Source organism: Micromonospora sp. CA-248212, from assembly GCF_050948405.1.
Lineage (GTDB): Bacteria > Actinomycetota > Actinomycetes > Mycobacteriales > Micromonosporaceae > Micromonospora.
Map to the genome: position 1 here is coordinate 3,983,022 of NZ_CP192023.1, position 23,051 is coordinate 4,006,072.

18 protein-coding genes are annotated in these 23,051 nt (G+C 73.4%); 4 read left to right on the forward strand and 14 right to left on the reverse strand.

What is annotated here, in order from left to right; genetic code table 11:
* Nucleotides 1-40: 40 nt before the first annotated feature.
* From ACQP03_RS19120 to ACQP03_RS19130, 3 genes are all read right to left on the reverse strand, one after another.
* On the reverse strand, nucleotides 41-1,894 hold the full coding sequence (locus tag ACQP03_RS19120; protein WP_357169509.1) for an adenylyl cyclase: 1,854 nt from the start codon (nucleotides 1,892-1,894) through the stop codon (nucleotides 41-43).
* Nucleotides 1,895-2,126: 232 nt separating this feature from the next.
* Entirely contained in the window at nucleotides 2,127-2,801 is a 675-nt protein-coding gene (locus ACQP03_RS19125; protein WP_357117583.1) for a maleylpyruvate isomerase N-terminal domain-containing protein, read from the reverse strand.
* A complete protein-coding gene (locus tag ACQP03_RS19130) occupies nucleotides 2,794-3,390 on the reverse strand; it encodes a DJ-1/PfpI family protein (RefSeq protein ID WP_357117580.1) in 597 nt (198 codons plus the stop codon). The genes ACQP03_RS19125 and ACQP03_RS19130 overlap by 8 nt, the downstream gene beginning before the upstream one ends.
* A 53-nt stretch (nucleotides 3,391-3,443) precedes the next feature.
* Here ACQP03_RS19130 and ACQP03_RS19135 point away from each other — a divergent pair, with 53 nt between their 5' ends.
* Complete coding sequence (locus ACQP03_RS19135) at nucleotides 3,444-4,385, forward strand: GlxA family transcriptional regulator (RefSeq protein WP_357169500.1); 942 nt, start codon at nucleotides 3,444-3,446, stop codon at nucleotides 4,383-4,385.
* 141 nt (nucleotides 4,386-4,526) lie between these two features.
* Here ACQP03_RS19135 and ACQP03_RS19140 read toward each other — a convergent pair whose 3' ends face one another.
* A complete protein-coding gene (locus tag ACQP03_RS19140; RefSeq protein ID WP_363660425.1) occupies nucleotides 4,527-5,294 on the reverse strand; it encodes an alpha/beta fold hydrolase in 768 nt (255 codons plus the stop codon).
* A 110-nt stretch (nucleotides 5,295-5,404) separates the two neighbouring features.
* Here ACQP03_RS19140 and ACQP03_RS19145 point away from each other — a divergent pair, with 110 nt between their 5' ends.
* On the forward strand, nucleotides 5,405-8,446 hold the full coding sequence (locus ACQP03_RS19145) for a BTAD domain-containing putative transcriptional regulator (RefSeq protein WP_433457769.1): 3,042 nt from the start codon (nucleotides 5,405-5,407) through the stop codon (nucleotides 8,444-8,446).
* 19 nt (nucleotides 8,447-8,465) lie between these two features.
* On the opposite strand, the gene ACQP03_RS19150 is transcribed toward ACQP03_RS19145, so the two are convergent.
* The 9 genes from ACQP03_RS19150 to ACQP03_RS19190 form a co-directional block, all read right to left on the reverse strand.
* Nucleotides 8,466-9,020: a dihydrofolate reductase family protein gene (locus tag ACQP03_RS19150; RefSeq protein ID WP_433457771.1), complete on the reverse strand. Its 555-nt coding sequence runs from the start codon at nucleotides 9,018-9,020 to the stop codon at nucleotides 8,466-8,468.
* Nucleotides 9,021-9,093: 73 nt separating this feature from the next.
* Nucleotides 9,094-9,660 (reverse strand): hypothetical protein, encoded by a 567-nt coding sequence (locus tag ACQP03_RS19155; RefSeq protein ID WP_433457773.1) that lies wholly within the window; start codon nucleotides 9,658-9,660, stop codon nucleotides 9,094-9,096.
* A 17-nt stretch (nucleotides 9,661-9,677) separates the two neighbouring features.
* A complete protein-coding gene (locus ACQP03_RS19160; RefSeq protein WP_433457775.1) occupies nucleotides 9,678-11,513 on the reverse strand; it encodes a S9 family peptidase in 1,836 nt (611 codons plus the stop codon).
* Nucleotides 11,514-13,292, reverse strand: coding sequence for an N-acetylglutaminylglutamine amidotransferase (locus ACQP03_RS19165; RefSeq protein WP_433457777.1), 1,779 nt, complete (start codon nucleotides 13,290-13,292; stop codon nucleotides 11,514-11,516).
* Nucleotides 13,293-13,390: 98 nt separating this feature from the next.
* Nucleotides 13,391-16,057 (reverse strand): carboxylate--amine ligase/circularly permuted type 2 ATP-grasp protein, encoded by a 2,667-nt coding sequence (locus ACQP03_RS19170; RefSeq protein WP_357119377.1) that lies wholly within the window; start codon nucleotides 16,055-16,057, stop codon nucleotides 13,391-13,393.
* A 276-nt stretch (nucleotides 16,058-16,333) separates the two neighbouring features.
* The gene (locus ACQP03_RS19175; RefSeq protein WP_433457779.1) at nucleotides 16,334-17,707 is read right to left on the reverse strand and encodes a cellulase family glycosylhydrolase; all 1,374 of its coding nucleotides are present in this window, start codon (nucleotides 17,705-17,707) and stop codon (nucleotides 16,334-16,336) included.
* A 101-nt stretch (nucleotides 17,708-17,808) separates the two neighbouring features.
* A complete protein-coding gene (locus ACQP03_RS19180) occupies nucleotides 17,809-18,672 on the reverse strand; it encodes a hypothetical protein (RefSeq protein ID WP_396832942.1) in 864 nt (287 codons plus the stop codon).
* A gap of 191 nt (nucleotides 18,673-18,863) precedes the next feature.
* Nucleotides 18,864-19,466, reverse strand: a complete 603-nt coding sequence (locus tag ACQP03_RS19185; RefSeq protein WP_357117550.1) for a dihydrofolate reductase family protein — start codon at nucleotides 19,464-19,466, stop codon at nucleotides 18,864-18,866.
* Nucleotides 19,467-19,638: 172 nt separating this feature from the next.
* Nucleotides 19,639-19,983 carry a GNAT family N-acetyltransferase gene (locus ACQP03_RS19190; protein ID WP_396832941.1) on the reverse strand — a complete coding sequence of 115 codons (345 nt, stop codon included), beginning with the start codon at nucleotides 19,981-19,983 and terminating at the stop codon, nucleotides 19,639-19,641.
* A gap of 135 nt (nucleotides 19,984-20,118) precedes the next feature.
* Between ACQP03_RS19190 and ACQP03_RS19195 the strand changes: the two genes are divergently transcribed.
* Complete coding sequence (locus tag ACQP03_RS19195) at nucleotides 20,119-21,096, forward strand: aldo/keto reductase (protein ID WP_357117544.1); 978 nt, start codon at nucleotides 20,119-20,121, stop codon at nucleotides 21,094-21,096.
* 22 nt (nucleotides 21,097-21,118) lie between these two features.
* Here the strand turns inward: ACQP03_RS19195 and ACQP03_RS19200 are convergent, their stop codons facing one another.
* Entirely contained in the window at nucleotides 21,119-21,862 is a 744-nt protein-coding gene (locus ACQP03_RS19200; RefSeq protein WP_396832939.1) for a YqjF family protein, read from the reverse strand.
* Between the two features lie 177 nt (nucleotides 21,863-22,039).
* Between ACQP03_RS19200 and ACQP03_RS19205 the strand changes: the two genes are divergently transcribed.
* Nucleotides 22,040-22,963, forward strand: a complete 924-nt coding sequence (locus ACQP03_RS19205; RefSeq protein WP_357394774.1) for an RNA polymerase sigma factor — start codon at nucleotides 22,040-22,042, stop codon at nucleotides 22,961-22,963.
* Nucleotides 22,964-23,051 lie beyond the last annotated feature (88 nt).

The window sequence follows — 23,051 nt, forward strand, 5'->3', positions numbered from 1 at the left end:
GGGGGCCGGAAGCGCCTCGGCTCCGGCCCCCGTCGGGACGCTACGAAGCCGGGTACTGCGCGAGGTAGACCGGCACGCCGACCTTCGTCATGTCGGCCGCATCGCCGACGCCGTTGACGACGTGGTCGATCGTGCCGGCGCTCAGGTTGACGGTCATGATGTGGTGCAGCCGCACACCCGGCCGGTTCGGCACCTCGAACCCGTTCTCGGTGTGGATCGACGGGTTGTTCTGGTTGAACACGTACACCCCGCCGCCGTAGAGGTCGTGGTGGCGTACCCGGTCGCCGACCTTGTAGCCGGCGTAGCCCTCGACCGGGCCGTTCATCCAGTCGGCCTGCGTCGGCGGGTCGTACGGCAGCTCGTTCTGGTAGAGGACCGTGGTGCCGTGCTCGCCGTTCCAGACGGTGTTGTAGCGCTGGAAGTGCTCGACGAACAGCCCGGTGGCGGTCACGTGGTCGCCGTTGATGACCGCGCCGTACCGACCGGTGTTGGTGCGCCACCGGTCGGTGTCACCGTTGACGCCCTCGGTGAAGCCCTCGACGCCGTGGTCGCCGCGCCACACCCAGGTGTGGTCGATGAGCACGTTGTCGCTGTTGACCTCCAGCGCGGTGTTCGTCCGGCCGATGTGCGGGCCGCCGACCCGGAAGTACACGTCGGACAACGTGGTGGGGTTGGCCGCGCTGCTGGCGTCGTGGCCGTGCTGCCGGCCCACCCGCAGCAGCACCGGCGACTCGACCGTGCCGGCGTCGATCGTGACGCCCGCGACGATGACACCGGGCACTCCGGCGACGTCCAGCGGGACCGCGCCGTTCACGGCCGTGAGGGTGGCGTGGCCGATGCCGAGCACCACCGTGTTGGCCCGCCGGATCTCGATGCTGCGGGCGATGTCGTAGACGCCGGGGGTGAGCAGCAGGTGCTTGCCGCGCGCGAGCTGCGCGTTGATCAATCGGACCGGGTCGGACGGCTTCGCGATGAAGAAGTCGTCGATGCCGATGGTCCGTCCGGGGGTCATGCCGTTCGCCCACGAGATGCCCCGGCTGTCGCGCTGCGCCGCCGGCACCCGCACGTTGTAGTGGCCTTTGGCGTCCACGAACAGGTACGGCTTCTCCCGGCTTACCGGGGTCGTGTCGAGGGTGGTGTACGGCGGGTCGGGGAAGGTCGCGTCGTCCGGGGCGCCCTCGACGCCCGCGAACACCTGGTTCCACACCGCGTTGGACCACCCGGCGACCTCGCTGTTGCGGGTGAGCCACTGCTGCTGCGAGCCGTTGGTGGTGGCCGGCAGCCGGGAGTCGGCGATGAAGCCGCCGCTGGCGTACTGCGGGCCGGCCGTGCAGTAGTCCATCAGGGACAATCCGCCGCCGGTGATGTTGAGCCGGCGCATCGAGACCGCCTGGGACACCGCCCAGAAGTTCGCCGTCGAGCGGCAGCCGTCCTGGCCGGCGGCGTTGACGGTGAGCGAGAGGTTCGACAGGGTGCGCCAGAAGTTGACAAGCGCGAGGCAGTTGCCGGTGCCGCCGTCGGCGAGGCAACGGTTGTAGACCTCGATCTTGCCGTTGACGGCGACGTCGGTCGGGGACGCGCCGAGGCCGGCGACCTCGGTGTAGTAGCCGACCTTCGTCTGCAACGGCTGCTCGGCCGTGCCGTAGCTGCCCGGCGTGAAGAGGTACGCGTGCCGCTCGGTGCCCATCTCGTTGTCGACCTGGCGGGCGTGCGCGGCGTCGAGGGTCTGCTGGATCTCCCCGACCGGCATGGACGGGTCGAAGATGGTCACGTTCGGCCCGAAATCGGGTGCGCTGTGCGTCGGGCGGCCGGCGCTGGCCGCGGTGCCGCTCACGGTGACGGCGGCGGTCACCAGCAGGGCAAGGGTGAAGGTACGTCGGGACGGGCTCGTCATGTGGTTCGTCCTATCGACTGGGCGGACCATGGGCGCGCTCGACAGTGAGAGCGCTCTCTGACCCCGTTTCTACCCGCTCGACGCCCCGTACGCCATCGCCCCGGCCACCTCGCCCGCGATCTTGCACTTTGTGTCGACGATTCGCGCCCTTGGATGGGTTATGTCGCCACCGAAAGTGCAAGATCGCGGAGCGGAGCGGGGGTGGGCCTGCGGGGCGGAGGCCCGGTGGGGGTCAGCCCAGGGTCAGGGGGCGCAGGCCCAGGTGGTCCAGGGCGCGGCGGTCGTTGGCGGTGGCGGGGGCGCGTCCGGTCGCCCTGCGCAGGAGGGTGATCGGGTCTCCGGTGGCGTCGACCGCGACCCGCCACTGTGGGCCGAAGAGCAGGCGCAGCAGGTGTTCGGTGGCGGCCGGGGTGAGCCACGGCTCGCGGGGTAGCGCGTCGGCGACGTCGAGGCCGTGCAGGACCACCTCGACGAGGCGGGTGGTCAGGAAGTCCGACAGCAGCATGGCGTCGCCGTGCCGGGTCCGGACCACCCGGCCGGCGGGCTCGTCGCGGCACACCTCGACCACGGCCCGCCCGGTGTCCGCGAGATCCCGCACGAGTGTCGCCGCGTCCGGGTCGGCCGCGCGGCGCTGCGCCGTCCGTACCCGCTCGTCGTTCGTGTCGTCGCTGAACCGCCCGTCCGCGCGGTAGTACTGCGCCGCCGTGGTCCCGGCCCGCCCGGGAGCGGGCGCCGCCACCATGTCCGGCACCCGCGAGAGTACGACGATGACGTGCCCCACCACGTCGCGTACCCGCCACGGGTCGCAGCGCGAAGGCCGCTCCCACTCCGGTGGCGGCACCTCGACCAGGGCACCGGTGAACGCGTCGATCTCGCGGCCCAGAACGGACAGGACATGGTCAGTCATCGTCCACCATTCTGCCACCGACGGGTCCGGCCGCCCGCCGGTACTCGATCGTCGCGGCGACCCGGTCGGCAGTGGTGACGTCCACCTCGCGTTCCGTGATCCACAGGGCCAGGTCCAGCCCGGCGGAGAGCGCGCCCGCAGTGATGCGGTCCCCGTCGTCGACCACCCGCTCGTCGAGGACGGTGACCCCGTACGCCCGCAACTCCTCGTACGCGTTGCGGTTGGTGGTCGCTCGCCGTCCGGTGAGCAGCCCGGCGGCGGCGAGCAGGAGGCTGCCCGTGCACACCGACGCCAGCCAGCGCGTCGCGGGTGCCAGCGCGGCCAGTCGGGCAGGCAGCACCCCGTGCTGCGCCTGCGCCCACGACCCCGCGGCGGCCCGGTTCAGCCAACCCCCACCCGGTACGACGATGCCGTCGGCCGGCCCGAGCACCGTCGGCACGTGCAGGGTCACCCCCCGCATGCTGCGTACCGGCCCTGGCCGCTCGACCGCGACCAGCTCGACGGCGAATCCCGCCATCGCCAGCACCTCGAAGGGACCGAACACGTCAAGTTCGTCGAAGCCGTCGAAGACCACGATCTGTATCCGCACCCGGCCAGGATCTCGTCCGGCCGCCGGCTCTGACGAGTGGCATTCTTGCCACTGTGCACAAGCAATCCGCCACGCACCGGGTCGCCGTCCTCGCCCTGCCGCCCGTCGTCGCCTTCGACCTGACCATCGCGACACACGTCTTCGGACACGAGGGCCAGGGCCGGTACGCGACCACCATCTGCGCCCCGGATATCGGCGGGCTGCCGACCACCACGGCCGGCCTCGGCATGAGCGTCGAGGCCGACCTTGAGGCCCTGCGCGACGCGGACACCGTCATCGTGCCCGGCTTCCGGCGCGGACCCGCGCCGGCCCGAGCGCTCGACGCCCTGGTCGCCGCCTACGACCGGGGTGCCCGGGTGGCGTCGATCTGCACCGGCGCGTTCGCGCTGGCCCAGGCCGGGCTGCTCGACGGCCGGCGGGCCACCACCCACTGGGTCCACGCCGAGGCGCTGGCCCGGGAGCACCCCACGGTCACCGTCGACGCGAACGCGCTGTACGTCGACGAGGGACAGGTGCTGACCAGCGCAGGGCTGGCCGCCGGCCTCGACCTGTGCCTCTACCTGGTCGGCCGGGACCACGGCCAGGCGGCGGCCATCGAGCGCGCCCGGGTCATGGTCACTCCGCTGCACCGGGCCGGCGGGCAGGCGCAGTTCATTCCGCTGCAACCCACCGACGACACCGCCCTGGCCGTGGTCACCGAATGGGCGACCGCCCACCTGCACCTGCCGCTGACCGTCGCGGACCTGGCCCGACGCGGCCACCAGTCCACCCGTACGCTGCACCGCGCCTTCCGGCACCGCTTCGGCATGAGCCCGCAGGCGTGGCTCACGCAGCAGCGCCTACGCGCCGCGTGTGGCCTGCTCGAAGACGGCACGGTCACCGTCGACGAGGTCGCCCGCCGAACCGGCCTGGGCACCGCCACCAACCTGCGGGCCCACTTCCGCCGCGCCTTCGCCGCCACCCCCACCGCCTACCGCCGAGCCTTCAACCCCTGACCCCACCCACCCACCCCGCCCCCGCCCCCGTCTCCGTCGATCATGTAGTTGTGGTGGTGTGCAAAAGGGACTTTGATGGCTAAGGTGGCCACCACAAGTCCATGATCGACGCCGCAGAGCCCGGGCTGCGGGGCGGGTGGGTCACCGGGCCGGCACCGGGTCGTCGAGGAACTCGTCGATCATGGGGGCCAGCCAGTCGGCGCGGTGCGGGATCGTGGTGTGGGTGGTGCCGGGGAGGATGGCCAGGCGGCAGGACGGTAGGCCGGTCAGGTCGCCGGGTACCGCGCCGCCGAGCAGCCGGAACATCCGTACCGCGTGTTCGGGCTGGACGATGTCCGCGTCGGCCAGCACGAGCATGGCGGGTACGGCCAGGGCCGCGATCTGCTCGGGCGTCCACCGGGGCAGGTTCGCGTCCAGCACCTTCATCTTGGTGACCAGGTTGGCCCAGCCCGTCGGGTCCGGGGCGGTCCGCAGGTACTCGTCGTGGAACTCCGAACCGTGCAGGTGCTCCGGTCGCAGGTCCTGGATGCCGTCGAGCAGCCCGGGGTGCAGGCCCGCGTCGTCGAAGCTCACCGAGGCGAGCACCAGCCGCCCCACCCGGTCGGCGTGGTGGGTGCCGAGGCGCAGCGCCACCGCCGCGCCCATGCTCCACCCGTACACGTCGGCCCGGTCGACACCGAGGCGGTCGAGCAGCTCGACCACGTCGGCGGCGAAGTGCTCGACGGTCAGTGGACGGTCGACGTCCGGGGTGTGGCCGTGCGCCTGCAACTCCACGGCGATCACCCGCCGGGACCGGGCGAGCAGCGGCAGGATCGTGCCGAACGAGGTGCCGATGCCGGAGAGCGCGCCGTGGATGAGCAGCAGTGGCCGGCCCTCGCCGGTGCCGTGAGTCTCGTGGTAGATGTCCATGCCCACACGGTGCGCCGGCCCGCTTACGGTCCGCTTCAGGTCGGCTTACCGGCGTTCGGAACTGTGCCGAACCCTTCGGTCCGACCGGGGACGTCGATACAGGCCATAAGATGACCGCCGTGCAGTTCGGGGTGCTCGGGCCGCTCGCCGTCACCACGGACGCCGGCGAGCCGGTGGTGGTGCCCGGCGCCAAGGTCCGCGTCCTCCTGGCCGACCTGCTCACCAACCGCAACCAGGTCGTCTCCGCCGACCGGCTCATCGACGACCTGTGGGGTGACGACTCCCCCGCCAACCCCACCGGGGCGCTCCAGGTGCGGGTGTCGCAGCTGCGCAAGGCGCTCAACGACGCCGAGCCGGGTGCCCGCGACCTGGTCGAGTCCCGCGCGCCCGGCTACCTGTTGCGGGCCGGGACGGTCGACGCCGACCGGTTCGCCGAACTGGCCCGGCACACCGACGTCGGCCGGCTGACCGAGGCGCTGGCGCTGTGGCGGGGCGAGGCGTACGCCGACGTGGCCGACGCTGAGTTCGTCCGCGCCGAGGCGACCCGACTCGCCGAGCAGCGTCTCGCCGTGCACGAGCGGTTGGCCGAGGCGCGGGTGGCCCGGGGCGAGCACGACCTGGCCGCCGCCGACCTGGCCGAGCTGGTGGCCCGCAATCCCCTGCACGAGGGGCTGCGGGCGGTGCAGCTCCGCGCGCTGTACGCGGCCGGTCGCCAGTCCGAGGCGCTGGACAGCTACGCCGAGCTGCGGGACCGGCTCGCCGACGAGCTGGGCCTCGACCCGAGCCCCGAACTGGTCGCCCTGCACCGCCGCATCCTCGAACAGGACGCCGGTCTGAGCGCGCCGCCGAAGGCCGCGATCATCCGCAACAGCCTGCCGGCGCAGCTCGACGAGCTGGTCGGCCGGGCCGAGGCGTTGACCGAGCTGCGTGCCCTGTTGCCCGGGCAGCGCCTGGTCACGCTGGTCGGGCCGGGTGGTGTCGGCAAGACCCGGCTGGCCACCGAGGCCGCCCGTACCCAGTCTCCGCCGGACGGCGTGCTGCTGGTCGAGCTGGCGCCGCTGCCGGCGGGCGACCCGGGCGTCGCCGAGCAGGTGCTCGGCGCGCTGGACGTTCGCGAGGCCGCCGGCGCCAGCCGGTCCCCCACCGACCGGCTCGTCACGGCGCTGCGCCAACGGCACCTGCTGCTGGTGCTGGACAACTGCGAACACGTCGTCGAGCCGGTCGCCGCGCTGGTCGCCCGGCTGCTGCGCGACGCGCCCGGCGTGCACGTGCTCGCCACCAGCCGGGAGCCGCTCGGTCTGACCGGCGAACTGCTCTGGGACGTACCCCCGTTGTCGTTGCCGCCGTCGGACGGTGACCCGGACGCGGTCCGGCGCTCGGCGGCGGCCCGGTTGTTCGCCGCCCGCGCCGCCGCCCAGCAGCGCGGCTTCCGCCTCGACGAGCGCACCGCGCCGGCCGTCGCCCAGCTCTGCCGTCGCCTGGACGGCCTGCCGCTGGCGTTGGAGCTGGCCGCGACCCGGGTCCGCGCGCTGGGCGTGCAGGGCGTGGTGGAACGCCTCGACGACCGGTTCCGGCTGCTCAGCACCCCGCAACGGGACGTGCCGCCGCGCCAGCGGACGCTGACCGCGGTGATCGGTTGGAGTTGGGACCTGCTCGACGAGACCGACCGGCAGGTGCTCGCCCGGCTCGCGGTGTTCCGCGACGGCTGCACGCCGGAGGCCGCCGAGCTGGTCTGCCGCACCGACCTGGACGCCCTCGCCCGGCTGGTGGACCGGTCGCTGGTGGTGTTGGACGACGCACCGGACGGGCCGCGGTACCGGCTGCTCGAATCGGTCGCCGCGTTCTGCCTGGACCGCCTGGACGACGCCGACGAGGTCCGGACGCGGCACGCCGGCTACTACACCGAGCTGGCCGAGCGGGCCGACCCGGAGTTGCGCGGGCCCGAGCAGCGGCGGTGGCTGGCGCTGCTGGACGCCGAGACGGCGAACCTGCGCGCCGCGCTGGCCCACGGGGGCGGGTTGCGACTGGCGGTCGCGCTGAGCTGGTACTGGTATCTGCGCGGCCGGCTCACCGAGGCGTGTCGGGCCCTGGCCGTCACCGGCGACCCGGAACAGGAGCGCAGAGCGGCCCCCTGGCGGGTCGGGTTCGCGCTGCTGCGGGGCGCGGCGGTCGCGCCGGCCGACGTCCGGGCGGCGGTCGCCGGCGACCCCGGCGGCCGGGGCGCGTGGTTCGCGGCGAACACGCTGATCGAGCACAGTGATCTCGCACTGGCCGTGGAGCTGATGCCGGCGGACGTCGACACGTGGACCGAGGCGGCCGTGCTCGCCTCGCAAGCCAAGATCGCGCACGTCGCGGGCGACCAGGCGACCCTGGAGCGGACGGCGACCCGCAGCGCGACGCTCTTCGCCGAGATCGGCGACCGGTGGGGCCGGCTCCAGGCCACCGAGTGGGTGGGCGGGCTCGCCGAGATGCGCGGCGACCACGAACGCGCCGCCGCGCTGCACACCGAGGGGCTGCGCTGGGCCGAGGAGTTACGGCTGTGGCCGCAGGTGTGCACCGAACTGTCCTGGCTGGCCTGGTTGGCCGTGCAGACCCGGGACTATTCGCAGGCCCGGGAGCTGGCCGAACGCGCGTACCACCTGGCGGTGCAGCAGGACGCCCCGGGCGCGCTGGTCTTCGCGGAGCTGAGCCTCGGGTTGGCCGCCCGCCGCGACGGCAAGCTCGACCTGGCCGTCACCCACCTCGGCAACCTCGCCGAGCGGGGGCGCGCGGAGGCGCAGACCGCGCTGTACCTGCCACCGGTCCTGGTCGAGCTGGGGCACGCGATCGAGCAGGGTGGCGACCCGGACGCCGCGCTGGCCCTGCACGTCGAGGCGTTCGAGGCCGCCGAGGCGATGGCCGCGCCCCGGGACGCGATCTTCGCGCTGGAGGGGATGGCGTCGGCGGTACGCGTGCCGGAGGTCGCGGCCCGGCTGCTCGGCGCGGCGACGGCCGCCCGCCTGGCCACCCGGTCGCCGTGCGCGCCCGCCGAACGCGACGAGGTCGACCGGGTGACCGCGCGGGTCCGGGCCGACCTCGGGCCGGACCGCTTCGACGCGCTGGTCGCCGAGGGCACGAAGCTGGGCCCGGGCGAGGCCCGGGCCCAGCTCTGAAGCGACCGTCGGGGGACGGTCAGGCGGCGCTCTTCGGCCGGTACGTCGCGACGATCACGCCGCTCTTGTGCACCCGCGTGTCGACCAGGTCGAACGACGCCGTGAAGTCGTTCAGCGGCGTCGTCACGCTGGACGCGCCCTGCAACACGGGGTGGATCCAGAAGCGGACCTCGTCCACCAGGCCCGCGTCGACGAGCTGGGCGGTGACCGAGCCGAAGCCGTACTGGATGATGTTCCTGCCGTCCTGGGCCTTGAGCGTGCGGACCGCCTCGACCAGGTCGCCCTGGAGCACCTCCGTGTTGTTCCAGGTGGGGTCGGTGAGGGTGGTCGAGGCGACGTACTTCTTGACGTTGTTGAAGTAGGCCGCGCCGGTGGTCGGGTCGCTCTCGTCCTGCTGCGGCCAGGCGACGGACATGCCGTCGTAGGTGGCCCGGCCCATCAGCATCGCGTCGGCGGCGTCGGTCAGCTCGCTGGCGAGGCCCCTGGCCTCCTCGTCGAAGTACGGCGCGGTCCACATCGGGTTCTCGATGACGCCGTCGAGGGTGATGTAGGTCGAGTTGACGAGCTTGCGCATCGGTATCTCCTGGGTGTCGGTCGTGTTCTCCGGTGACACCCAGGACACTGCCCGGCCCCGCTTACGATTCGCTTCAGGTGCCCTTGCCAGGGTCCGAAAGCGGGTCGACCAGCGGCTCTACCAGCGGGATCGGCAGCGCCTGCGTGGCCGCCGTGCCGCCGCCGGCCGAGTGTGCCGGCGCGGGCCGGTCGTCGACGCGGCTGTGCAGTCGTCCGCGCCCGGCCGGCCCGGGGCGTCGGGTGACCTCGACGGTCACCATCGCCACCGGTGGTGGCGGGACGGTGAACCGGCCGACGCCCCAGCGCACCCAGATGGGGATCCGCCCGGCGTCCGCCTCCGCGGTCAGCTTCTGGACCGTACGGGCCCGGTCGGTGTGGTCGACCTCCAGAACCACCGGCGGCCCGTCCGGGCGGGCGCACGCCACGTCGAGGACCGAGTGCCGCTGCTGCATCGGCGGCGGCAACGGCAGCACGCTGGGCGCCCGCCGGTAGACCCGCCAGCCCTGCGCCCTGGCCCACCGCACCACCGCGTCGATCACCAGCGCCGTGACCTCGTCCGTGTCCAGGTCGACGAAGGTCAGCTCGGCGAGGGACCGGCCCAGGTCGGCGGCCAGCCGCTCACCCTGCGCCGTGACGTCCACCGGCGCAGGATAGCGCCTCAGCCGAGGGTGATCACCGTCGTGGCGAGGTGCCGGGTCAGCCAGGAGGTGGTGGCCGTACGCGCCGCCTCGGCGTTGTCGCGGGCCAGGAAGTCGTGCCCCTCACCGGCGAGCACGAGGTGCCCGTGCGGCACGTCCCGGGCGGCGAGCGCCTGCGCCACCTGCGCCGACTCCCCGGCCGGCACGTTGGTGTCGTTCGCGCCGTGGATGAGCATCACCGGCACGTCGAGCTGGTCGATACGGGTCATCGGCGACAGGTCGCGCAGCAGCTCCGCGTCGCGCACCGGGTCGCCGTACTTACTGACGGCGGCGGCGGCGATCCACGGCTCGGTGCCGGCGTAGAAGGTGCGGAAGTCGGAGATGCCGCACTCGGCCACGCCGGCGGCGAACAGGCCGGGGAAGTTCACCAGCACCGCGAGGACCAGGTAGCCGCCGTAGGAGCGGCCCAGGCAGCCGAGGTGGCCCGGGATCGCGACACCGCTGTCGACGAGGTGCTCGGCGCACGCCGCCACGTCAGCGATGGCCCCGTACCGGCCGGCGAGGTTGTCGGCGGTGACGAAGGAGCGGCCGAAGCCGGACGAGCCGCGCACGTTCGGCGCGAACACCGCGATGCCCTGCGCCACCAGGGCCTGGAACAGCGGGTTGTAGCCGGGACGCTCCTGCGCCTCCGGGCCGCCGTGCAGACTGATCGCCGTCGGCCAGGGGCCCGGGCCGGCCGGGCGGTAGAGCCAACCGGACAGCGGCAACCCGTCGTGGGCACGCAGGTCGACCAGCTGCGGCGCGACACCCGGGCCACCCGTACGCGCGGCGTCGGTGTCCGGCCGCAGCGGGCGCGGATCGCCGGTCGCCAGGTCGACCAGCCACACCTCCCGGGGCTGCACCGGCCCCTGCGCGGTGAGGCAGAGCAGGTCACCGCCGTCGGCGAAGACGGCGTCGCTGAGCACCTCGCCGGGGGCGGTCACCGCCCGTTGGACGCCGCTGGTCAGGTCGAACAGGCTCAGCTCGCTGCGCCCGCCGTAGGTGTTCCACAGCAGCGCGGCCCGCTCCCGCCGGGTGTCGAGCGCGACGTGCTCCAGCTCCGCGTCCAGCCGCGCCGCGACGCGGGTCGGGGCCAGCGTCGGTCGCGCGAGGTCGACGCGCACCAGCGCCGCCAGCTCCGAGAACGCGTCGGTACGCGCCAGCACGCTCGTCCCGTCGGGGCCGAACCAGCCCTGGTCGGTGCTGCCCCGGCCGGTGTCCGGCAGCAGGCGTACCCGGTCGCCGGTGGTCACGTCGAGCAGTTCCAGCCAGCGGGCGTTACGGGGGCCACGCCGCAGCAGGGCGGACCCGCCGTCGTCGCTGACATCCAAGAGGATGAGCAGGTCGTCCTCGGCGAGCACCCGCCGGTGCCCCGTCTCGGCGTCGACGAGTACGGCGGCGCTCCGCTCGCCGCTCTCGGTGACCGCCATCAGCGCGCCTCCCGGCAGCCACCGGGACAGGCTCGCGCTGCGGCGGCCGAAGCCGGCGACCTGGCGGAGTCCCGTACCGTCCGGGCGCAGCACCCACAGCTCGGTGCGGGGCGCGCCGCCGGGCGCGACGACGCAGGCCAGCCACTGCCCGTCCGAGGACCAGCTCACCGAGAGGACCGGCTCGTCGCCACCGGGCAGCGCGACGGCCTCGACGGCGTCCACGTCCCGGACCCAGACGGCCGGGGTGCCCGCCCGGTCGGACACGTACGCCACCCGCCGGCCGTCCGGCGACGGCGCGGGCGCGAAATCCTCGCCGGGAGGCGGGGTCACCGCCGGCCGGTGCCGCGCGGGGCGGGTCCGGTGCGGCGCCTCGGTCCGTACGCTCATCTAAACCCCGATCCGCTGCAACCAGAGCTCAAGCAGCCCGAGCTGCCAGAGCGCGTTGGAACCCAACGTGGTCCGCTGGGCGTTCGGCGTGTCCAGCAATTCCTCCAGGTAGTCCTTGCGGAACAGGCCACGCTCGCGCGCCGGGCGCGCGGTCAGCGCGTCCCGGACGTCGTCCAGCAGCGGGCCGGAGAGGTGCCGGATCGCCGGCACCGGGAAGTAGCCCTTGGGCCGGTCGATCACCTCGTCGGGGACGATGCCCCGGCTCGCGGCCTTCAGCACGCCCTTGCCGCCCAGGGCCAGCTTGAGCGCCGGTGGGCAGGCGGCGGCCAGCTCGACGACCTCGTGGTCGAGGAACGGCACGCGGGCCTCCAGCCCCCACGCCATCGTCATGTTGTCGACCCGCTTGACCGGGTCGTCGACAAGCATCACCAGGCTGTCCTGGCGCAGCGCCGCGTCGAGCGCGGTGTCCGCGCCCGGCGCGCCGAAGTGGGCGGTGACGAACTCCAGGCTCGCGTCGTGGTCGAGCATCCACTCGGGCGCCAGGTGGCCGGCCAGCGCGTCGTGGCGACGATCGAAGAACACCCGGGCGTACGCCTCGACGGCGTCCTCGCGGGAGACGTTGGCCATCGGCGGATACCAGTCGTAACCGGCGAAGATCTCGTCCGCGCCCTGGCCCGACTGGACCACGGTGATCCGCTTCGAGACCTCCTCGGAGAGCAGGTGGAACGCCACGCAGTCGTGGCTGACCATCGGCTCGCTCATCGCGGCGATGGCGTCGTGCACGGCCGGCACGAAGCGGGCGGCGTCGATGCGGATCTGCTGGTGGTCGGTGTCGAAGTGGCGGGCGATCAGGTCGGAGTAGTGGAACTCGTCGCCGGTCTCCCCCGCCGCCGCCTCGAAGCCGATGCTGAAGGTGGCCAGCCCGGTCTGGCCCTGTTCGGCGAGCAGGGCGACGATCAGGCTGGAGTCGAGCCCCCCGGAGAGCAGCACGCCGACCGGCACGTCGGCGACCATCCGCCGCCGTACGGCGGTCCGCAGCGCCGCCATGATCCGTTCCTGCCACTCCTCGGCGGACATGGCTGGCGCGGCGGCGCGGTTGAACTCGGGCTGCCAGTAGACGGTGTCGGTGCTGCGGCCGTCGGCGGTGATCACCCGTACGGTGGCGGGCGGGAGTTTGCGGACGCCGGCCAGGATGGTGCGCGGCGGCGGCACCACCGAGTGGAAGCTCATGTAGTGGTGCAGCGCCACCGGGTCCAGGTCGGTGTCCACGTCACCGGCGGCGAGCAGCGCCGGCAGCGTCGACGCGAAGCGGATGCGGCCCGGCGTCTCGGCCAGGTAGAGGGGTTTGATGCCGAGCCGGTCGCGGGCCAGCACGAGGGTGTGCGTGGCCAGCTCGACCAGGGCGAACGCGAACATCCCGAACAGCCGCTCGACGCACGCGGTCCCCCACCGGTGGTACGCCTTGAGGATCACCTCGGTGTCCGAGGTGGACCGGAAGGAGTAGCCGGCGGCGGTCAGCTCGTCGCGCAGCTCCCGGTAGTTGTAGATGCAGCCGTTGAAGACCAGGGCGAGGCCCAGCTCCGCGTCGACCATCGGCTGGGCGCCGGTGTCGGACAGGTCGATGATGCGCAGCCGGCGGTGCACCAGCGCCGCCGGACCGTGCTGCCACCGCCCCTCACCGTCCGGGCCGCGGGACGACAGGACGGGGAGCATCCGCTCCAGGGCCGCCAGGTCCGGTGACGCCCCGTCGAGGCGGAACTCGCCTCCGATACCGCACATGGCACACACCTCTCATCGGCTCGGTCCGCTCGGGCCGCTGACCGGTCCAGGCTTGGTGGGCCCGGTTGCGTCCCGATGACATCCGCATCAAGCGTGGGTTACACCGAGGGCTCTCCGGCTCCGCCGAGCAGCCAGGTGTCCTTCGACCCACCTCCCCGCGACGAGTTGACGATCATGCTGCCGGCCGGCGCGACCCGGGTCAGGGCCACCGGCGCCACCTCCGCAGTCTCGCCGAGGAACACGAAGGCCCGCAGGTCAACGTGGCGAGGCGCGAGCGCCGTACCGTCGAAGACCGGGTGGGTGGTGAGCGTGACCATCTCCTGGGCGATCCACCGGTGTGGGGCGGCGAGGATCTGCTCCCGGACAGCGTCCAGCTCCTCGGCCTCGGCGCGCGGGCCGATCACCACCCGGTCGCCGCCGTACCCGTCGACCGGCTTGAGCACCAGCTCGCCGAGCCGGCCCAGCACCTCGGCGCGCTGCTCGGGCACCCCGCACAGGTACGTCGGCACGTCGCCGAGCAGCGCCTTCTCCCCGAGGTAGTACTCGATCAGCCGGGGCACGTACGCGTACAGCGCCTTGTCGTCCCCGACGCCGTTGCCGAGCGCGTTGGCCAGCGTGAGCCGCCCGGCGTGCACCGCCGCGAGCAGCGGCCAGCCCAGCGGCACCCCGTCCGCGCCCGGGGCGTGCAGCAGGGCCTCCTCGTCCATCCGCAGGTAGATCACGTCCACCGGGCTGCGGTGGCCCTCGGTGACCATGTGCACCCGGCCGTCCTGGACCAGCAGGTCACCGCTCTCGGTCAGCGGCACGCCCATCTCGTCGGCGAGCAGCCGGTGCTCGAACCAGGCCGGGTCACCCGGGCCGCTGCTGAGCACCACCACGGCGGGGTCGTCGGCGGCGGCCGGCGCGGCGGCGACCAGCGCCCGGCGCAGCATCGCCGGCGTCTCGTCGGCGGGCAGCAGGTCGGCGGGCACCGGCAGCTCGGGCAGCACCGCCTGGGTGAGCCGGCGGTTCTGCACGGCGTAGCCGATGCCCGAGGGCACCCGCAGGTTGTCCTCCAGCACGTACCAGCCGCCGTCGGGGTCGCGCACGAGATCAGTTCCGGACACCTGGGCGCGCGTGCCGTGTCGGCCCATGAGCGCGCCGGTCGGGCGCAGCCCCGGCGAGGATTCCACCACCCAGGCCGGTACGACACCGTCGGCCACCACGGCCCGCTCGGCGTAGACGTCGCGCAGGAACGCGTCGAGCGCGCGGGCGCGCTGTACCAGGCCGGCGCGCAGCGTCCGCCAGTCGTCGGCGGGCACCACCCGGGGCACCAGGTCCACCGGGAAGAGGCGGGTGCTGGCCTCGCCGGCCACGCTGAAGGTCACGCCCCGGGCGCGTTGCTCCTCGTCCCGGTCGTGCTCGCGGTGGCGCAGGCCGACGGCCCCGAGGGCGCGCAGGGCGGTGAGCAGCGGACGGTACGCGGGTGTCGGCCCGGCCGGGCCGAAGACCTCGTCGCCGGCGTCGGCGTACGTGGACAGCGCGGGCGGGGGCGTCGCACCGGGCAGGGGGGCGCGCACCCGACCCCGGGTCTCGTCGAGCAGCAGGTCGACCACGTCGGCCAGCCGGCCCCGCCGCTCGTAGGCCCGTCGCTGTCGGGCGGCGGAACTGCCCCGGTCGAGGGCGTACCGGGTCAGCTCGCGGACCTGCTCCCAGTCGCCGGTCGCCTCCAACTGGGGGCGCAGGTCGGCCACGAGGCGGCGGACCGCCTCGGCGGCGGGCACCGGCCGCGCCGAGCGGGGCAGGTCGAGCAGGTCGCCTTCGAGGCCGGAGCGGGCGGCCCGCCACACGGCGGCGCGCAGCACCGGCGGCCGGACGGCGGTGCGCTCGACACCGGCGCGCAGGGCGGCCACCTCCCGCCGCACGAGCGCCCGGAACAGGCCGGTGAGCAGGACGATCGTCTCGACGTCGGCGTTGGCGTCGGTGATGCGCAGCTCGACGGTGGGCACGTGCGCCGACGGCCGGACGTCGAAGTAGATCATGGCGGGGTCGGTGATGGTCTCGGACGAGATCAGCTCGGCGACCAGGGCCTCGTGGTCGGCCGCGCTGGTCACCTCGCCCGGGTCGCCGGCCGTGGGCCAGCGCTGCCAGACCAGCGAGCGGACGCTGGCGTAGCCGCTGTCCTGGCCCATCCAGTACGGCGAGCTGGTAGAGAGGGCGAGCAGCACCGGCAGCCACGGCTGGACGCGACGGGTGACGGCCACCGCCAGGTCCCGGTCGGAGACGCCCACGTGCACCTGCGCGCCGCAGATCAACTGCTCGCGGGCGAGCAACTGGTACTCGTCGACCATCCGCCGGTACCGCGAGGTGGGGGTGACGCTCGGGTCGCCGTCGGCGCGCAGCGGCACCGTACCGGCCGCCACGATGCCCAGCCCGGCCCGGTCGGCGACCTGGATCGCCGACTGCCGCAGCCGGGTCAGCTCGGCGCGGATCTCGTCCAGGGTGCGGCAGACGGCGGTGTTGGTCTCCACCACGCTGCGGTGCAGTTCGGCGGTGAACGACGTGGCCGGCAGCCGGTCGAGCAGTTCGCCGGCCCGGGGCACCAGCTCCCGGGTGTGCAGGTCGACGACGTGGAACTCCTCCTCCACGCCGAGGGTGGCGAGGTCCGCCGGGTCGTCGTGACCCGGTGGGGCCGGAGCCGGACGGGACGCGGGCACGGCTCGTCCGTTGCCGGACCGGCCCACCGGCCCGTCGAACGTTGCCGCGTTCGTGGTGTTGTCGACCATGGTCACCCCGGTTCGCGTGTCGGTGGTCTCGACTGTCCGACGAGCGTTCCCAGGCTTGGTACCGAGGGTGTTTCCGGCACGTTAAGGTGACGCGCTGTTCCGCCTCGTGGTCACCGGTCCTCTGATCACCTTCGGACACCGAGCCGCAAGCCTCAGGTGCCGCCCCGGCGAAGGCCGCGGGTGGGTGATCGACACGTGATCGCCGATGTCGGGGCATCCCACTGGCTCGGATACCTCGACATCGGCGATCTGGAGTCGATCAAGCGCGCGGCGAGGTCACCTCATGTTGGCCACCACGAACGGCGCGTGACCGTGCAGGTAGTTGTTCCATCCGCCGGTCACCGGCGCGCCGGGGCTGAGCAGGTTGGTGGTGTCGGTGCCGACGTCGAGCTTCCAGGCGGTCCAGGAGATGCCGTTCGCCCTCATCCAGTCGATCCAGGACTGCGCCTCCGGCAGGCAGGCGCGACCGTCGAGGCCGCCGTCGGCGTTGCTGGCCCCCCACTCGGTGACGAACAGCGCCAGACCGGCCCGGATCGCCGCGTCGCCCTTGGCGCGCAGCGACGCGCCGTGGGTGCAGGAGTAGAAGTGCAATGTGTACATGAGGTTGGTGCCGGAGAGCGGGCTGGCCGCCGCGGCGTCCACGTCCTGCGACCACGTCGGCGTGCCGAGCACCACGATGTTGTCCGGGTCGGCGGCGCGGATCGCGGAGACGACCGCCTGGTGGTACGGCTTGATGACGCCGGTCCAGCTGAACTGCAACGGCTCGTTCCACGTCTCCCAGATGACGTTGGGCAGGTGGCCGTAGCGGCGTGCCAGGTCACCGAAGAACGCCACCGCCTGGGACTGGTTGTTCTGCGCCTCGTGGGCGTGCCAGTCGACGATCACGTAGACCCCGGCGCTGACGGCGTTGTTGATGATGGTCTCCACCTGCGCCCGCGCCCTGCCCGGATCGCTCAGGTACGCCCCGGCCGGCTCGACGCCCATCGCCGCGCGGATCACCTGGAGGTTCCAGTTGTCCCGCATCCAGCGCAGCGCGGACAGGTTCTCGGCGTAGGGAGCGGTCTCCCAGTTGAGCCACATGCTGCTGACGCCGCGCAGCTGCACCCGCGCGCCGGACCTGTCGCACATCGTCGTGCCGCAGACCCGGAGCTGCCCGTACCGCTCGACCGGCGTACCGGCGGTCGGCGGCGGCGGGGTGGTGGGCGGTGGGGTCGTGGGTGGCGGAGTGGTCGGCGGTGGCGTGGTGGGCGGCGTTCCGCCGGAGCAGGAGACGCCGTTGCCGTTGATGGTGCAGTTCACCGGGGTGCCGGTGCCGTCGACGAGGAAGCCGAACGACGTCGACGCGCCAGCGCCCAGGGTGCCGTTCCACGACACGTTGCTGAAGGTGTAGTGGCTGCCGGCGGTCACCTGCTGGGCGTTCCACGACTGGCTGATGCGCGACCCGGCTGGCAGGTCGAACTCGACCCGCCAGCCGCTGATCGGCGCGGAGGTGTCGTTGGTGACCGTGACCTGGCCCTGATAGCCACTGCCCCAGCTGTTGGTCACGGAGAACGCGGCTGTCGCCGCGCTGGCCGGCGTGGCGATCGTCGCCACCGCGCCGGCGAGCAGGCCGGCGACGGCCAGCGACGTGACAAGTCTCAGTGTGCGCATGCGGAACCCGCTTCGGATCGACGGTGATGGTCTGCGGCGGGGCGGCGCCTTCGCGCACAATATCGATGGCCGACGATTCCATGCAAGCCGGGTCAGTCGGCTCAGCGCCGCCGGCCCCAGCGACGTGAACCGGCCCCGCCCCGCGACCCACCCTTCTCCCGGGCCAACATCTCGGCCGCGACCCGCAACTTCTGGGCCGGCTCGGCGGCGGCCGGGCCCAGCGTCTCGACGAACCGGTTGCCCATCGACAGCACGATGGCCGCCCGGTCCAGGTCACCGATCAGGACCAGACACTGGGCGTACACCCCGTACGTGTTGGCCATCTCCCAGAACGACAGTGGACGCGCCATGTCCAGCAGACCCTGTCGCAGCTCACAGGCCCGCGACGCCGCCAGCGCCGCCTCCTGGGCGCCCTCGGTCGGCGACGGCCGGGTGAGGTGCCGATGCAGCAGCGCGACCGCCTGGTTGTGGTAGGCCGTCCCCATCGCCTCCCGGGTCCGCGGCCCGGCGGACGGGGGCGACCCGGCGGAGGTCAGACCCGTCGTCACGGCACGCTCCAACAGGTCCCGTCGGGTGGCGGGCTGACCAGCGGCGAACGAGACCTCGGCCAGATCGACGAGCGCGGTGATCAGTTCGGCCAGGGCCTCGTCCCGGGGCGTGGCGAGCACGCTCGCAAACTCGGCCGCCACGGCGTCGTACACCCGCTCGAAGACGACGACCGCCTCACCGCCGGGCGCCATCGCGTCGGCGGCCCGGCCCCGCGCGGACAGCAGCATGCTGTGTCGCCACAGCGCCCGGGCCAACTGCTGCTGGTCCTCCCGCGCGGCCCGGCCCGGCCCCCGCACGGCCTCCCGGTACGCCTCGATCACCCGGCTCCAGAGCCGGTCGGCTTCCGCCCACGTCTCCTGTCGCGTCGAGCGCTCCCGCGCCTGCTCGAACAACCGTCGCCGCTCGTCCGGCCCCATGCCACACACCGCCCTTCGTGGTAGCCCCAGCCCACGCCGCACGGAACAGTGAGCCCTGTCGATTCTAGGCCGGACCGATGACCACCACCCGCGCGGTCGCGTCGACCGCTGACCGCCCGGGATATCGCCGCCACCTCGAGCAGCGCGCTGCCGCGCCTCGGGGCCGCCCGCGCGGGCCGGCCCCGACGCGGTCAGGCCGCCGGCCGTACGCGGTAGGCGAGGTGCGTGACGCCGTCGCCCTCGACGACGCGGAAGGGACCGTCGAGCTGAAGTGGTGCGATCTTCAGGTCGGCGAAGAGCGGGACGCCGGCACCGAGCACGACCGGGACCAGGTCGACGTGCACCTCGTCGAGCAGGCCAGCCTCGACGACCTGGGCCGCGATGGTGCCGCCGTTGACCCCTACCTCCTTGTCACCGGCGAGCGCCTTCGCGCGGTCGATGGCGCTGGCGACGCCGTCGGTGACGAAGACGAAGGAGTCGTTCTCCGGTGCCCAGCCCTCCGGCACGGTGTGCGTGACGACCACGACGGGCACGTCCATCGGGTGCCGGCCACCCCACCCGCCGGTCATGTCGAACAGCCTCCGGCCGACGACCAGCGCTCCGGTCCGCTGGTTGAGGTCCCGCAGGTGCTGGGCGCTCGCGGCGGACGTCCGGAACGTCATCTCGGGGTGGGCGGTCGGCGTCTCGACGTCACCGCTGCCGTACCACTGGAAGAGGTGCTCGAAGCCGCCGTGGGAGGCGTCCGCGATGTAGCCGTCCAACGACATCGTCGCCCCGGTCGTCACCTTCGTCATCGGTCCACTCCTTGGTCGCTGCGGTGTCAGCCCGCCGGTGGGACCGGTCGTGTCCGGCCCTCATCCTGTGGTCGAAGCAGGCGGTGCCGTTCTCGACACAGCCGCCGAATTCCGTGTCGAGGTGGGACCGCCCGCCGGTCAGCCACGGCGAGCGGTCAGCCGGCGGCGCGGCTCACCGGCTCGTGGCGGCGTCCAACGGTTTGGAGCAGAGCACGTCCGGCTGGGGCAGGTAGCCCAGCGCCTGCCAGAACCGCAGCGCCGCCGTGTCCTGCGGAAGGACCAGCAGGTTCACCCGTGGACACCCCAACGCCGCGAACCGCTCCTCCAGCTCCACGACCAGCGTGGTGGCGATACCCCGGCGGCGACACGCCGGGTCCACGGCCAGTCGCAGGATCATGCCCCGTCGGCCGTCGTACGTGCCGAGCACGACTCCGGCGACGGCGCGGTCCACCTCGGCGACCAGGAACAGCTCCGGGTCCCGGGCCAGTTTGGCGGTCAGTTCGGCACGCGGCAGCACGTCCCGGCCCGCCGCTCTCCAGAGCGCCGCGACGCGGTCCTAGTCGGGCCAGTCGAACTCGCGGATGCGCACCACGCGACAGTAGTGAGCGCCGCCACCGTGCCGGGCGGCAGGCAACGGTCGTAGCGTGGGGTCATGCGAACCACCACGCTGGGCAGTGCGGGGCCCGAGGTCGGCGTCATCGGTCTCGGGTGCATGGGCATGAGCCACGGATACGACATCACCGGCCCTCGCGACGACGACACCTCGATCTCCGTGATCCGGCAGGCGCTGGATCTGGGCGCCACGCTGATCGACACGTCCGATGTGTACGGGCCGTACACCAACGAGGAGCTGGTCGGGCGGGCACTGGCCGACGGCCACCGGGAGCGGGCAGTCCTGGCGACGAAGGTCGGACTGGTCGCGACGCCGCCGGCCGACGGCTCCAGCAAACTACCCACGATCGGTAGGAACGGCCGGCCGGAGCACATCCGCGCGGCGATCGACGACAGCCTGCGTCGCCTCGGCACCGACCACGTCGACCTCTACCAACTGCACCGCGTCGACCCCGAGGTGCCCATCGAGGAGTCCTGGGGCGCGATGGCGGAGGTCGTCGCGGCGGGCAAGGCGCGACAGATCGGCCTGTCGGAGGTGACGGCGACCGAGATCGCGCGGGCCCAGGCGGTGCATCCGGTGGCGTCGGTGCAGTCCGAGCTGTCGTTGTGGACCCGGGATCCGCTGGCCGAGGTGCTGCCGTACTGCGTCGAGCAGGGCATCGCCTTCCTGCCGTTCTCTCCGCTGGGCAGGGGTTTCCTCGCCGGACGATTCGCCTCGTTCGACGACCTGCCGGCGGACGACTTCCGACGAGGCCTGCCGCGCTTCCAGCAGGAGGCGCTGCGCGCCAACCTCGCCATCGTCGCCCGGGTCCGGGAGGTCGCCGAACGGGCCGGCGTCAGCCCCGCGCAGGTCGCGCTCGCGTGGGTCGTCGCCCAGGGCGACCGGGTCATCCCGATCCCCGGCACCAAGACCCCGACCTACCTGGTGGACAACTGCGCGGCCGGCGACGTGCGGCTCGGCGCGGAGGAACTCGCCGACCTGGACGCCCTGCCCGCCCCCGAGGGCGGGCGGTACTGACCAACCGGCGGCCCGGTGTCACTCAGCCGGGCCGCCGGAGCCCGACGGGCGGCCCGAATCGCACGCCGACGCCGGGCGAGTAGAGCACGCTGACCGGCGGCCCGACCGGCGCCGGCAGGCCCGCCGCGGCGACCAGCTCGTCATCCAGGCGCAGCAGCTCCGCCCGGTACAACGGCCAGCGGGGATGCCAGTTCGGCAGGTGCCGCGTGCGACCGTACGCCCGGGTGTGCAGCCCCCAGCGGGCGGTGAGGAAGTGTTCGACTCCGGTCGGATCGGCGATGCGCTCCCCCACCCGGACCTCCATCCGGCTCGCCGTGCCCGCCGGACCGGGCCAGCGTCGCCGGCACCGGGAGGTGAGTCGGTCGCCGTCGCGGTCCAGCCGCATCGAGGACCAGAGGTACGGCAGACGCAGCGTCGCCCGCGCGACGAGCACCGGCACCAGGCGGGACGCGTCGAGCGACCGGAACACGACGGCACGCCGGCCGGTGTCGTCCACCGAGTAGAGCCGGACGTTCGTCTCGGCGAAGGTGCCGAGGTACGGCACGCCCGGCCCACGACCGAAGCCCAGCCCGACCATCCGGAAGCCGATCAGCCCGACGTAGCTGACCCCGCCGATGGTGTCCGGCGCGGTGCCCGCGGGCAGCAGGGGCGCGACGACCTCCGGCGCGACGGCCCAGTGCAGGAAGGTGAGGTCCTCCCAGCGCTGACGCAGGAGCGCCCAGCGGAACGCCTGCCGGGGCGCGCCGTCGACCGGTTCGATGTCCACGCTCCCATCCTGGCCCAGGCGTGCGCACCGCCACACGGCGTGCCGGCCGCAGATCGGCGACCCCGGAACACCCGTGGCCGCCGGCCGCCGACAACGGCCGCACCGTCCTCGCGCCGGTCCGCCGTACGCTTGAAGAGCAGACGTGTTCAGAACAGGTGTTTCGGGGAGGAACCGGGCATGACGCTGGGTGACGCCGAACTGGTGACGCTCGCGCAGGCGGGCGACGCGGGCGCGCTCGGCGTGCTGCTGACCCGCCACGAGGCGGGCATGCGGGCGGTCGCGATGAGCCTGCTCGGCTACGGACCGGATGCCGAGGACGCCGTGCAGGACGCGATGGTGACGGCGCTGCGGCGCGTCGGCGAGATCCGTGACTCGGCAGCCGTCGGGCCGTGGCTGCGCACGGTCGTCCGCAACAACGCCCGGATGACACTGCGCGCGCCGCGTCCGACGCCGGTCGCCGATCCGGAGTGGTTCGCCCACCCCGCCACCGATCCCACCCCGGAGGAGTCCCTGGACTCCGGCGCGCTGCGCGACTGGGTGTGGCACGCCATCGGCGAGTTGTCCGAGCCCGACCGCCTGGTCACCATGCTGCGCTACTTCAGCGACGCCTCCTCGTACGACCAGATCGCGGCCGTGTGCGGTGTGCCGGTCGGCACCGTCCGCAGCCGCCTCAGCCACGCCCGGCGGGCCCTCGCCGGCGGCCTGCGCGCGGCGGCGACCTCGGCCCACGCCGACGTCCGCGCGGCCGGCGACGCGCGGTGGCGCGAGGGCGTCGACATGATCGCCACGGCGATGCGGGGCGACTTCGACCAGGTGGTCCACGACACCTGGTGGCCGGAGGCTCAGATGATCGTTCCCGGTGGGCCACGCGGCGGGCCCGAGCTGGCGCTGCGTGGCATGACCAGCGACCTGAACGCCGGGGTACGACAACGGCTGCGCAGCGTCGTGGCCAGCGGCGACGTGCTCATCTGGGAGACCGACCTGATCAGCCCGACGGACAACCCGGACCACTGCCCGCCGGCGGCGCTGTGGTTGCAGGTGCTGCGCGAGGGGCGGGTACGTCAGCTCACGCTGTTCCACCCCGTTCCGGCGCGGCTCTGAGAAAACGTTTCCCGCCGAGCGAACTTTCCCGACGACCCGCGCATCTGGTCGGTGTCCAGCCACCAGTTGCCGTCGCGGCACACGCCGC